We start from the raw sequence: 13,680 nt of genomic DNA, 5'->3' as shown, positions 1-13,680 counted from the left end.
CTAAATCACTCATATTTAAGTTTCATTAACTTTCATTCATACCATTTAGCACAACTACCTCCTATATTTGTATCATACAAAACAGAGATGTTTTTTCATAGATTAGATTTAGGTTAGTAAATAGTGGTTAGAGAAAATCCCGGACTTAACGAAGTTCGGGATTTTTCTTTGTGGTAATTTCAATTCAACTTCTCTTTCATCTTACTTTCTGATCCTCAAACCAATCACTTTTAAGCTTCCTTAACTTTCATTCATACCATTTAGCACAATTATCACCTACATTTGTTACATACAAAAAACAGAGAATGTTTTTTCATAGATTAGATTTAGGTTAGTAAATAGTGGTTAGAGAAAATCCCGGACTTAACGAAGTTCGGGATTTTTCTTTGTGGTCTATTCAATTTCTCTCTCATCTTACTTTCTGATTCCCAAACCAATCACTTTTAAGATTCCTTAACTTTCATTCATACCATTTAGCACAACTACCTCCTATATTTGTATCATACAAAACAGAGATGTTTTTTCATAGATTAGATTTAGGTTAGTAAATAGTGGTTAGAGAAAATCCCGGGCTTAACGAAGTTCGGGATTTTTCTTTGTGGTCTATTTATATCAAATACTTGTCATGACAAATTATTTTATATATTTGTCATGACAAACATATGCAATATGGAAAAGATAAATCTTGAAACATCAGTAAATCACCACATTGCCATTAGTGCAATCATGATAAAACGAGTGTTTTTTAAAATATTAAGTAATAATAAGCTGGATATTACTCCTGAACAATGGAATATTCTATATCATCTTTCAGAAGCAGATGGAATGACTATTGGAGAGCTTAGTGATCGTATCTATAAAGATATGGCAAATACAAGCAGAATGACCCAGAAATTGGAATCGGCTGCTTACATCGAAAAAAGAAGAGATAATACTGACAAGAGAATATTCAAATTATTTATTACCGATAAAGGCAAAAAACTTAACACACAACTTCATCAATGTGCCTTTGAATCAACTAATGTTGCAACAAAAGGAATGGATGAACAGACCAAAGAAATAATGGTTAAAAACCTTAAGCAAGTTATTTTAAACACAGAGAAATTTTTAAAATAAAAACCATGAAACAATTATCGGTAACACAAAAAAAATGGCTAAAATCAATACATTTAATTGCAGCAGGTGTATGGATCACAACAGGATTAATCATGTTTTTAGTACAGTTCATGAACGATGATATCAAAACTGGAGATCAACTTCATCTGATGAATCAAATCATCCATTTTATTGATATGAAAATATTAGTTCCTTCAGCTATCCTTTGTTTATTAACTGGTTGGATGTATTCTCAATTTACCAAATGGGGTTATTTTAAACACGCTTGGCTGATATTTAAATGGATCATTACAGTTCTCATTATAGTTCTTGGCACCATTTACTCAGGTCCATGGATTGAAAAACTTGTTCTCATTTCTGGAGAAATCGGATTAGACTCTTTACATGATGCAGATTACCAATGGTATGAAAATTCACAAAATATTATGGGTGTCTGTATGACTGGAACACTCATTGTGAGCATTTTTATATCCATTTTTAAACCTGGTAAGTCAAAAAAGAAAACATCTTAATAGCTTTATAAATTTTCTATGCAAATAATGATCCTGATAGCGCTTCTAAAACTTGTATTTGCAAAGCAAAATTACTTTATTTGTATTCATTTTAAATAACAAAACTATGAGTCAAATAGAATCCCCTTGTATAAAAATATGTCGTCAAGATAGTAACGGTGTTTGTTTCGGATGCCAAAGAACTACAGAAGAAATTGGTAACTGGTCACTTTACACAAATGATGAAAAGAAAAAGGTCGTAAAAAAAGCAGGAAAAAGAACTAATGCTCCAGATACTTCAACAGGAGTCTTTTTCAGATAAATTAATTTACTCACCTTAATCTTATTACAACGATTTATATTAACTTTATCATCCTTTTAAAATTTTCAAAATGAGAAAAAGTTATATTTATTTTTTACTGATTTCCATTGTACTATTCAGTTCTTGTGCGCCTAAAAAAGCAGATCAAGTAAAACTGACGATTATGGGAACCAGTGATGTACATGGTGCTCTTTTCCCATACGATTTGGTAAACGATAGAGAAACTCAAACCTCTTTAGCACAAGTTTATTCCTATGTAAATCAAGAACGAGAAAACGGTGAATCAGAAGTTATTCTTTTAGATAATGGAGATATCCTTCAAGGAGATCCATTGGTTTACTACTCAAATTTTGAGAAAACAGAAACCAAGCACATTTGTGCCGATGTTATGAATTTCATGGGCTATAATGCTGCTACTGTTGGAAATCATGACATTGAGCCAGGACATGCTGTTTACGATAAGCTGATAAACGAACTCGCATTTCCTTGGTTGGCTGCCAATGCAGTTAAAAATTCCGATGGGAAACCATATTTCCAACCTTATACTATTATTGAGAAAAAAGGAGCTAAAATTGCAGTTTTAGGCTTAATTACTCCTGCTATTCCTAAATGGTTACCGGAAAAAATCTGGTCGGGAATGCATTTTGAACCAATGGTTGAATCTGCAAAGAAATGGATCAAAATTATTGAAGAGAAGGAAAAACCTGATTTTGTAATCGGCTTATTTCATTCTGGTGCCGGTGAAGAACATGAGGCTAATCGAGTAAATCCTGAGAATGCTTCTATTTTGGTTGCCCAAAAAGTATCTGGTATTGATATGGTAATTTGTGGTCACGATCATCACGAACAAATTGTTTGGGTCGAAAATCCAAATCAAGAAAAGGTTTTGGTGATTAATCCAAAAAGCAGAGCAAAGTTCATAGCAGAAGTAGAGGTAGATTTGACATGGAATTCTGCTGAAAACAAATATGAGAAAAAATTAAAACCAAATTTAGTTAAAGTTGCTGAATTGGATCAATCAAAAGCATATGTGGATCATTTCCAGCCTTTATTTCAGGAAGTAGAAGCTTATGTGTCAAGACAAGTTGGAACATTTCAAAAAAGCATATCGACCAAAGATGCAATGTTCGGAGATTCTAAATTCATCGATTTAATCCAGAACATTCAAATGGATTTGGCTGATGCCGAAATTTCTTTTGCTGCTCCCCTATCCTACAATGCAACTATCGATTCAGGTGATTTGCAGGTACGCGATTTGTTTAAATTGTATCGATTCGAGAATTTGCTTTATACCATGAATTTAACAGGTCAAGAGGTGAAAGATTTCCTTGAATTCAGTTATAAAGACTGGTTTCAACAAATGAAATCAGCAAATGATCCAATGTTATTTATCTCAACTACTGAGAATGGTAGTCGACTAAGTACCATGTTTTTCAATTACGATTCTGCCGAAGGAATCGATTATACGGTTGATATTTCTAAACCTTACGGTGAAAGAATCAATATTACAGGAATGAGTTCTGGTGAGAAATTCGATACCAATAAAACTTACCGTGTAGCATTAAATTCATATCGTGGTAATGGTGGTGGTAATCACTTAACAGAAGGTTCTGGTTTAAGCAAAGAAGAACTAACATCGCGATTAATTAATTCTACAACTAAAGATCTTCGTTACTATTTAATGAAGTGGATAGAAAAAAAGGGAACAGTTGACATTCAATGCAACCAAAACTGGACTGTACTTCCTGTAAAATGGCATGCAACAGCTAGTAAAAGAGAATATGAATTGCTGTACGGAAAAAAATAATATTTAACCACAAAGTACACTCTAAGGATTTTCACAAAGTCTCACAAAGGAATATTTGGTTCTTTTGTGAGACTTTTCTATTTTGAATTTACATGTCTAGTATCTGTGAGATGCTAGACATATTATAAACTTCGTGACCTAGATATTACTTCGTGCTCCTTGGTGAAGTACTTTGTTATCCTTGGTGGTTAAGATATAAGACTAGCATTCGTAAATTATTCTAAAAATCTCCCGTAAACATTCCTGACGCTGCTCAATAAAGCCCATGTGACCTGAAGTTTGCAATACAAAAGGAGTTAAGTTATTCTCCTTTGCTATTTGTCCCGCTACCTGAAAAGGAATAAAATTATCCATCTTCCCGATGATACTCACTTTAGGCATATCCAAAGCTTTAACTACATGATTTCGGTCTGGTCTATCCATCATTGCTTCCAAAGCTGCAATAATACCTTTATCAGAAGTTTTGCAGGCTATTTCAGTAATTCTGTCAATTTCGTGTGCAAACTTATCTAAATTGCGATTCGAGAAGGTATTCGGGATACTCGTTTTACAAATCAGTTCCTTTTTACCTTTACGAACCAATGCAATTTCTTTTTTTCTATTTGCTTTTTTCTCTTCTGTATCAGGATTGGGTGAAGAATGAAACAAACAGAAACTCTCCAACTTTTCCACATATTTATCCGCATAAGCCAAAGCTACATAACCACCCATAGAGTGACCAGCAATATTTATCTTTTCTAACTTAAGATGTGATGCCAAAGCATCAACGGCATCAGCCATATCATCAACGCTACATTTTTCAGTCTTTAATTCCGATAAACCATGACCTGGAAGATCGACAGTTATTACACGCGCCAATCTTGATAAATCATTGGCAAATGTTTCGAATGTTTCGATTGATTCAAGGTATCCGTGTAAGAGTAAAACGGTATTTCCTTTTCCTTTATCTCTAAATCGAAGACTATAATTATCTAATTCTAAATATTGATCAATCTTACTCATGTATGTAAAAGCCTTTATTTTAGGGTGAATTTCGATTGCAAACTGTTGGTTTATTACTTCAGCATTCTAAATTAAAACAATATCTCAAAAGCTTGTTCTATAACATACAAATATTTAATAAATTGCGATGCTTTCAGAAAAACCATTAAGGAATTTATTCTCTAATTGGTTTGTAGTTAGATTTATAACTAGCTTTATATTAGTAAAAATCTAAGGATCTGAAATATAGGATTGACATAGAATCAATCTAAATAAATTATATATGTTCCTAAATATTGTTTCAGGATTAGGGAGCATCTACATTTGCGTTGATTATAGAGTTAAGTTTATAATAAACAGTCTAATTAAATCTTTAAACTTATGAGCAGTGTTTTAAGTTCATCTATTGGGAAGAAGTTGGTAATGAGTTTATCAGGTCTTTTTCTTGTACTATTTATTTTAGTGCACCTGATATTGAACTCTTTCTTGATGTTTGACAGTACAGGAGAGTTATTCAATGCGGGAGCGCACTTTATGGCAATGCCAGTCATTCGCTTCGGATTACAGCCAGTTTTGTTTGGTGGTTTCATTATCCATATCATTTATGCGATAATTTTAACACTTAAAAACCAAAAGGCTCGTCCACAAAAGTATGCTACTCAAAACTTGGGTAACAGTAGTACTTGGTCTTCACGAAACATGTTTGTTTTGGGTGGTCTTGTATTGGTTTTCATCGTTATGCACTTGATGCATTTCTTTGTACCAATTCAGATTCAAGGAAACGTACATGATGATTATCAATTGGTAAAAAGCCTTTTTACTAATGGTTCAATGGGACTGGTTTACACCGGACTTTATGTAGTGGGAGCTATTTTATTAGGTCTTCACTTAGCACATGGTTTCTGGTCATCATTCCAATCAATCGGAATGAGTAACAGCATCTGGAGAGCTCGTCTTGAAAAAGTGGGTTATTTCTACGCAATTTTTGTTGCTGCCGGATTTACCATTATTCCTTTGTACCTACACTTTTTTGCTTAATTGTTAATAATTAAAAAGGTTATGACAGTATTAAATTCAAAAATTCCAGCTGGACCATTAGCTGATAAGTGGTCGAAACACAAAGCTGCTATCAAAGTAGTAAGTCCTGCGAATAAAAGAAAATTAGATATTATCGTTGTAGGAACCGGTTTAGCTGGTGGATCTGCTGCTGCTTCTTTAGCGGAGATGGGATACAACGTAAAAGCATTTTGCTACCAGGATTCAGGTCGTAGAGCTCACTCTATTGCTGCTCAGGGTGGTATTAACGCTGCTAAGAATTATCAGAACGATAACGATTCAATTCATCGTTTATTCTACGATACTATTAAAGGTGGTGATTACCGTGCTCGTGAGGCAAACGTTCATCGTTTGTCAGAAGTAAGTGGTGATATCATCGACCAATGTGTTGCTCAAGGTGTACCTTTTGCACGCGAATATGGTGGAACATTATCTAACCGTTCATTCGGTGGTGTATTGGTAAGCCGTACTTTTTATGCCCGTGGTCAAACCGGACAGCAGTTGTTGTTAGGTTGTTACGCTTCTATGAATCGTATGATCGGACAGGGAAAAATTGAAATGCACGAACGTAACGAGTTATTAGATCTTGTTATTGTTGACGGAAAAGCTCGTGGTATCATTACCCGTAACTTGGTTACTGGTGAGATCGAACGTCACGGTGCTCATGCTGTAGTAATTGCAACAGGTGGTTACGGTAACGTATTCTTCTTGTCTACCAATGCTATGGGTTGTAACGGTGGTGCTGCTTGGCAAGCATATAAAAATGGTGCTTACTTCGCAAACCCTTGCTACGTTCAGATTCACCCAACTTGTATTCCTGTTCACGGTGAGCAGCAGTCTAAGTTGACTTTGATGTCTGAGTCATTACGTAACGATGGTCGTGTTTGGGTTCCTAAGAAAAAAGAAGACGCAATTAAATTGCAAAAAGGTGAAATCACTGCTAACGACATCAAAGATGAAGATCGCGATTTCTACTTGGAAAGAAGATATCCATCGTATGGTAACTTGGTTCCTCGTGACGTTGCTTCTCGTGCTGCAAAGGAAAGATGTGATGCAGGTTTCGGTGTAAACGAAACTGGTAAAGCGGTATACCTTGACTTTAAATATTCTATCGAAAGATTAGGTCAGGATGTTATTGAAGCTCGCTATGGTAACTTGTTCCAGATGTATGAAAAAATTACAGCTGCAGATCCATACAATGAGCCAATGATGATTTATCCTGCAATTCACTATTCAATGGGTGGTACTTGGGTTGATTACAACTTGATGACTAACATCCCTGGATTGTATGCTATTGGTGAAGCTAACTTCTCTGATCACGGTGCTAACCGTTTGGGTGCATCTGCTTTGATGCAAGGTTTAGCTGATGGATACTTCGTATTGCCATACACAATTGGTGATTACTTAGCTGATGAGATTCAAACTCCACGTATCGACATGAACCACGCTGAATTCGTTAAGAAGGAAAAAGCGGTTTCTGATCGTATGTCTCGTTTGTATAATATCAAAGGAAGCAAGTCTGTTGACTCATTCCACAAGCGTTTGGGTAACATCATGTGGGATTACGTAGGAATGGCTCGTAACGAAGAAGGTCTGAAATTTGCTATCACAGAAATTCAGAAGATTCGTGAAGATTTCTACAAAGATCTTCGTATCCCTGGAGATTACGACGCAATGAATATTGAGTTGGAAAAAGCAGGTCGTGTTGAAGATTTCCTAGATTTAGGTGAATTGATGGCTCGTGATGCACTGAACCGTAACGAATCATGTGGTGGTCACTATCGCGAAGAATCAACTACTGAAGATGGTGAAGCAAAACGTGATGACGAAAACTTCTTATATGTATCAGCTTGGGAATACCAAGGTGAAGGAAAAGAACCTAAATTACATAAAGAAGAGCTTGTTTTTGAAAATGTGGAATTAACTCAACGCTCATACAAGTAAGCTATGGCAGACAAGATATTAAAAGAATTAACGATAAAGGTTTGGCGTCAAAAGAATGCCAAAGCCCAAGGTAAATTTGAGACCTATAAAATCAATAATATTTCTACCGGAACTTCATTCTTGGAGATGCTTGACATCTTAAATGAAGAATTAATTGACGGTGGTTCTGAACCAATCGCATTTGATCACGACTGTAGAGAAGGTATCTGCGGAATGTGTAGCTTGTTCATCAACGGACGTGCTCACGGACCAGATGATGATATCACTACATGTCAGTTGCACATGCGTAAATTCTCTGAAGGTGAAACCATTACTATCGAGCCATGGAGAGCTGGAGCATTTCCAGTAATCAAAGACTTGATCGTAGATCGTACTGCTTTCGAGAAAATCTTACAATCAGGAGGATATATTTCTGTAAATACTGGTGGTGTACCTGATGGTAACGCTATTCCTATTTCTCAGGATGATGCTGAGGAAGCTATGGATGCTGCTGCTTGTATTGGTTGTGGTGCTTGTGTTGCGACTTGTAAAAACTCATCGGCAATGTTGTTCGTTTCAGCTAAGGTATCTCACCTTGCTAAACTTCCTCAGGGTCGTGTTGAGGCTTCTCGTCGTGCGAAGAACATGGTTGCTAAAATGGACGAAATGGGATTCGGTAACTGTACAAATACCGGAGCTTGTGAGGTAGAATGTCCTAAGGGAATTTCTATCGCTAATATCGCTCGTTTGAACCGTGAGTTCTTATCAGCAAAAATTAAGGATTAATTAGACTGAAATCCAAATATGTAGAGCGTTGCCTAAGGGTGACGCTCTTTTTTTGGGTTTGAATGTAAGTGGTATCTTTTTGATAGATCAGAATGTGAACTTTAAAAATTCCATCAGTAAGATTACCAATTTCTTTGGCTGCTGACTTTGATAAATCGATGATTCTCCCTTTAACGAAAGGTCCTCTATCGTTTATACAGACGATTACAGAGCGTTTGTTTTGTAAATTGATCACTTTCACCCAAGTTCCAAAAGGAAGGCTCTTATGAGCTGCTGTGAATTGATTTTGATGAAATATCGCACCTGATGCAGTTCTTCTTCCCTGAAACCAATCGGAATAAAAGCTGGCTGTTCCCTTTTCGAAAGTATTCTCTCTATCTTTAGCTTCGGATACAAACCCAAAACCCAGAATTAATATACTGATGAACAATTTTCTAATCATTGTAACAGTAATGATACTTAAAACTGTTGAAGTATAGAAATTGAGGCACAAAAAATCCGCCCATAGGACGGATTCAATCTGTATCTGTATTTAGCTAATTTTATTCTTCTGTATCGCCAGACATGTTACTAGCATAAACCTCATTGGCAACAACATCAATTAAATTTTTGACAATGTACATATCGTGCATTGAACTGAAAATATCATCTAATTGTTCTAGCGTATCTTCTCCAATTAAATCAGATAAAATAACCTCTGTTTCATCTGCAAAAGTGATTTTGATATCAAAAGCTCCTCTACAAAATGCATTACCCGATACATCTTCACCTTCCTCATCGTTTTCCGCTTCACCATCATCTTCAACAATAGTAATAACAGCTCCTTCTTCCAAATTGCCATCGCGATAAACCATATAATCATCGCTACTCGAATTTTTAACAATTTTGATATTTCCTATTGTTAAAGCATACTCATATTCTGCTGCTGTTTCTCCAGTTGCACGTGTATACTCAACTTCCTCCATGTACAATACCTCATCATCTTTTTTCAAATTGTATGAAAATTCAGAAGTCTCACCAAACATGAATTCATGACCAACAGAGTATCCATTACCAAAACCAAATTCCGATTCATATTCAAAATTCATATTGCTTGAAATGTTCCAATCAACAAAAATTTCTCCTGCGTCTTCCTCTTCAATTTTGATATCAGCATCCAATAAGTAATCAAACTCAAACCCTTCATTATTCAATACTGTAGATAAGTTGTATTGTGTTGCAGTTACCTCAAAATCATTATCTAATTCCGCATCACCATCTTCTTGTTCGTACAAATTCCATGGATTCGTTGCTTTCTCCTGTGGCAAGCTAAATACAAAAAATTCACTGTCTCCGGTTCTTGTAAAAGCCTGTTGATTGTACATCTTTGTTTCTGTAGCTTCATCACTACCTCCAAGATTGTACTCGTAAATACCAGCAATATCTGCTAGTCCTATTTCTCTATTAAATGAAAATCTATCATCCGATTCCTCTTCTCCACCTTCTTTTGTGGATGATCCATTCATAGCAATTAGCTCGAAACCTTTCGAAGCAGAAATATCATCAACAGCTTGCGTTAAACTTTGAGTTTTTACTTCTAGAGATTCTTTTAAGTTTTGGTCCTGTTCGTTTGAACTATCCGAGTCTGAACAACTCCAAAGTGCTACTGAAAAAAACAGCAACATACCAACGGCAACAATGTTTCTTTTCATATTCATAAATTTTAGTTGATAATCTTCCCAAATTGCATATTGAGTTTGATTAAATATCTGATTAATTTTTCACTTTGTTAGTATTACAATTTAAATACCGAAATCATACTTTTTTACCCTACCATAACTTACCGATCAACTAACAGGCTGTAAACGTAAAGATTAAGTTTTTTGTTACAACTTATTTTCTACTACATACAGATTTTAAACGCTATGATTTTGTAGATTATTGTAGAACATTGTGTAGAATTGTTCTACACAAGGGAAATTTGTTGCATAAAAAAACTACCTCTTTTCAGAGGTAGTTTCAATTTTTAAAATTTTCAATTCCTTATTGAATTATTAATTTCTGAACACTGGTTTTGTTCTTGTAAATAATTTTAATCAGATACATTCCGGGTGCTAAAGAAGGATGAAATTGCTTTTCTTTCTCAAACATCTTTTCCTGAAGAAATACCTGACCTCTACTATTACTTAGAATCACAAGTGCTCCATTAACGGGAGTTTCTCCCAATAATAAATTAAATGCTCCTTTAGTTGGGTTCGGATACAGCTGAACACGTTCTACAACTGGGTTCAAATCATCAATTCCGGTAGCAATTTCTGCTTTAATGGTTACATATGCTTTCACAGAATTAAATTCACTATCATTAACTACCAAAGAGAAGATATAGTCAGTAGATTCCCCTGTAAGCGGAACAGTAAATGAAGGTTGAATCGCATTTACATCCGACAACTCAATTCCTATTGGAGCGGTCCAGGTATAAATCAAATCATCATTTTCAGGATCATGTGAAGCACTACCATCTAAAGTCACCATATCTCCTTCTGAAACCATTTGTTCAACGCCTGCATTGGCAATTGGAGCTTCGTTGATATCATTTAGTTGAATGGTAATATACTCTTCCTCACTCAATTGATTACCATCATCTAAGCTAATTTTCAAACGGTATGTACTCTGATACTCATAGTCTAATCTGATTTCTCTTTTTACCATGATCATCCCGCTTGAAGCTTCCATTTTAAAGATATCTTCCTCATTACCTCCAGTAATCGACCAGTTTCCTAATACTGGATCTACATCCTCATCTGTTGCCAGAACAGTTCCTACAATAGCATCCGATTCAGGATTCTCATCAATAGCAAAACTCTGATTTGCTGTAATTACAGGAGCATATTCATTAAGATCTTCAAGCTTAATCACAATAGTTTCATCATCACTAATATGGAATCCATCGCTCGCATTAACAATCAATTCAAATTGTTCTATCTCTTCGCGATTAAGAACAGAAGAGGTTTTCACTCTAATCTCTCCCTGCTCATTCAATTCAAATGCATCACCAATATTACCATCTGCACAAGTGAATGTAAACAAGTTTGTAGGTGTTAAGTCTCCATCGCTAGCCAAGATCGTTCCAATAACACTTCCTTCGCTTAAATTTTCTTCTATCTGAAAGATTTGAGAAGGCACAATCACAGGAGCAATATCATTCACATCATTAATATTAATGGTAACATCCTGTTCCATACTAAAATCAACTCCATCCGACACCTTAAGCTTAATAGTAAAACTTTGTATATTTTCGCAATCAAAATCTTCAGGATCATTGACTTTTAGTTCGCCAGAAACAGGATCAATTGTAAGAGCATTGTTTCCATTTCCACTAAAATCTGGATTATTTATTATCGTCCAGTTTTGGTAAGTTGTTGCGGAAATATCAGCATCATTTACAAGAATTATTCCGATCGGGGCATTATCATTAGGATTTTCATTTAAGCTGAACGATTGATCTGTTTGTATCATTGGTCTGTTATCATTCAAATCATTTAAATGAATCACCACTGTTTCAACCTCTGAAGTTTGAATTCCATCACTTACTATCACTTGAAGGGTAAATGACTCCGTAATCTCTCTATCCAATGCTTCAGAATTATTGACTGATATTTGTCCACTATTCGAATTTATTGCAAAGGCATTGTTTGTATTGCCATCCAAAATCATCCAATTGGAAAAAGAAGTTCCTGCATCAGTATCTGTTGCTGAAATCGTTCCAAATACGTTCTCATTGTTCAGGTTTTCATCTATTGTGAAACTCTGCGAAACTGCAATTACAGGCTTATTGTCATTTAAATCATTAATATTAACAAGTACACTTTCTGTAGAACTTATATTATCACCATCACTCACTATAATTGCAAGCATATGTGATTGTTTCATCTCAAAATCAAGATCTGTATTGTCTGCAATGGTAATTTCACCAGAATTTGGATCTATCTGAAAAATTCCAAGATCGTTACCACTTGTAATGGTCCAGGAAGAAAATGTAGTTCCAGCATCACCATCAGTAGCCAATACTGTTCCGAGATTTGTGTTATTTGCAGAGTTTTCATCAATCCTGAATGATTGATTCGCTGTGATGGACGGAGTGTTGTCATTCAGATCATTGATGTTAATCATCACATTTTCTGACAGACTAGTATTATCACCATCACTCACTGTAATTGCAAGTGTGTTTGATTGGTTCATCTCAAAATCAAGATCTGTATTGTCCACAATCGTAATTTCACCAGAATTCGGATCAATCTGAAAAATTCCTAGGTCATTACCACTTGTAATGGTCCAGGAAGAAAATGTAGTTCCAGCATCACCATCAGTAGCCATTACTGTCCCAATACTTGTGTGGTTTGCAGTATTTTCATCCAATCCAAATGTTTGATTTGCTGCAATCACTGGTGTATTATCATTGATATCATTCACACTTATACTAACAGTTTCAACGGCACTCGTATTTAAACCATCGCTTACACTTAACGACAAAACGTAAATTTCTGTTGTTTCGAAATCTAAATTCGTGTTATCTGAGACAGTAAGTTCTCCACTTGCAGAATTAATCGCAAAAATACCATCTCCATTACCTGCTATAATAGTCCAGTTACTGAAAATTGTTCCGACGTCAGCATCAGAAGCGAAAACTGTTCCAACAATTGTACTATTAATAACACTTTCATTTATTGAATAAATCTGACTTTCACTAATTATCGGTGTAGCATCATTGTCATTAATGGTATAGGTATGAATTGTATTTGTACCTAATGTAGCATTAACTGGATTTGATAGCGTTACGATTACCGTTTCATTATTCTCATCCAACAGGTCATTGACGATGCTTGCAATCGTAATGTTTTTATTCTCATCACCAGCAGTTAGCGTCAATGTTCCGTCTGCCAAAGTGTAATCAGCACTTGTTGCGGTACCCGATACAGCATAATCAACCGTTACCGTTAAACCACTTGCTGCTGAAAGGTCAACCTGTAAATTCGCACTGGCAAGCGCTTCCGAACCATTGGAACTCGTTGCGTTAAAGTCAACGCTTGGTGTGGCATCATTATCATTAATGGTATAGGTATGAATTGTATTTGTACCTAATGTCGCATTAACTGGATTTGATAGCGTTACGATTACCGTTTCATTATTCTCATCCAACAGGTCATTGACAATGCTTCCAA

At 35.4% G+C, this 13,680-nt stretch carries 11 protein-coding genes; 7 read left to right on the top strand and 4 right to left on the bottom strand.

The annotated features are described in order from the left end of the window. Positions 1–669 precede the first annotated feature (669 nt). The 4 genes from GCQ56_RS00055 to GCQ56_RS00040 all read left to right on the top strand — a co-directional run bounded on the left by GCQ56_RS00055 (position 670) and on the right by GCQ56_RS00040 (position 3,736). Complete coding sequence (locus GCQ56_RS00055; protein ID WP_193323675.1) at positions 670–1,116, top strand: MarR family winged helix-turn-helix transcriptional regulator; 447 nt, start codon at positions 670–672, stop codon at positions 1,114–1,116. A gap of 5 nt (positions 1,117–1,121) precedes the next feature. After that, a complete protein-coding gene (locus GCQ56_RS00050) occupies positions 1,122–1,628 on the top strand; it encodes a hypothetical protein (protein ID WP_152732358.1) in 507 nt (168 codons plus the stop codon). A gap of 106 nt (positions 1,629–1,734) precedes the next feature. Next, entirely contained in the window at positions 1,735–1,929 is a 195-nt protein-coding gene (locus GCQ56_RS00045) for a DUF1289 domain-containing protein (RefSeq protein WP_152732357.1), read from the top strand. A gap of 70 nt (positions 1,930–1,999) precedes the next feature. Next, positions 2,000–3,736, top strand: coding sequence for a bifunctional UDP-sugar hydrolase/5'-nucleotidase (locus GCQ56_RS00040; RefSeq protein ID WP_152732356.1), 1,737 nt, complete (start codon positions 2,000–2,002; stop codon positions 3,734–3,736). Positions 3,737–3,937: 201 nt separating this feature from the next. On the opposite strand, the gene GCQ56_RS00035 is transcribed toward GCQ56_RS00040, so the two are convergent. Beyond that, entirely contained in the window at positions 3,938–4,738 is an 801-nt protein-coding gene (locus GCQ56_RS00035; RefSeq protein WP_152732355.1) for an alpha/beta fold hydrolase, read from the bottom strand. 360 nt (positions 4,739–5,098) lie between these two features. Between GCQ56_RS00035 and GCQ56_RS00030 the strand changes: the two genes are divergently transcribed. Genes GCQ56_RS00030 through GCQ56_RS00020 form a run of 3 tightly spaced genes read left to right on the top strand, consistent with a single transcriptional unit; the run spans position 5,099 to position 8,482 of the window. After that, complete coding sequence (locus GCQ56_RS00030; RefSeq protein WP_152732354.1) at positions 5,099–5,755, top strand: succinate dehydrogenase cytochrome b subunit; 657 nt, start codon at positions 5,099–5,101, stop codon at positions 5,753–5,755. Positions 5,756–5,776: 21 nt separating this feature from the next. Next, a complete protein-coding gene (locus GCQ56_RS00025) occupies positions 5,777–7,717 on the top strand; it encodes a fumarate reductase/succinate dehydrogenase flavoprotein subunit (protein WP_152732353.1) in 1,941 nt (646 codons plus the stop codon). 3 nt (positions 7,718–7,720) lie between these two features. Then, positions 7,721–8,482, top strand: coding sequence for a succinate dehydrogenase/fumarate reductase iron-sulfur subunit (locus GCQ56_RS00020; protein ID WP_152732352.1), 762 nt, complete (start codon positions 7,721–7,723; stop codon positions 8,480–8,482). Here the strand turns inward: GCQ56_RS00020 and GCQ56_RS00015 are convergent. From GCQ56_RS00015 to GCQ56_RS00005, 3 genes are all read right to left on the bottom strand, one after another. Further along, on the bottom strand, positions 8,472–8,924 hold the full coding sequence (locus GCQ56_RS00015) for a septal ring lytic transglycosylase RlpA family protein (protein ID WP_152732351.1): 453 nt from the start codon (positions 8,922–8,924) through the stop codon (positions 8,472–8,474). The genes GCQ56_RS00020 and GCQ56_RS00015 overlap by 11 nt on opposite strands. Before the next feature lie 100 nt (positions 8,925–9,024). Next, complete coding sequence (locus GCQ56_RS00010) at positions 9,025–10,173, bottom strand: hypothetical protein (RefSeq protein WP_152732350.1); 1,149 nt, start codon at positions 10,171–10,173, stop codon at positions 9,025–9,027. A gap of 331 nt (positions 10,174–10,504) precedes the next feature. Beyond that, on the bottom strand, positions 10,505–13,680 hold a 3,176-nt coding region (locus tag GCQ56_RS00005; RefSeq protein WP_152732349.1), incomplete at its 5' end, for a cadherin domain-containing protein.

This window comes from Marinifilum sp. N1E240 (genome assembly GCF_009295825.1).
In the GTDB taxonomy this organism is placed as follows: domain Bacteria; phylum Bacteroidota; class Bacteroidia; order Bacteroidales; family Marinifilaceae; genus Marinifilum_A; species Marinifilum_A sediminis.
The sequence above is the reverse complement of the archived record's forward strand: the minus strand, read 5'-3'. Positions and strand labels throughout refer to the sequence as shown.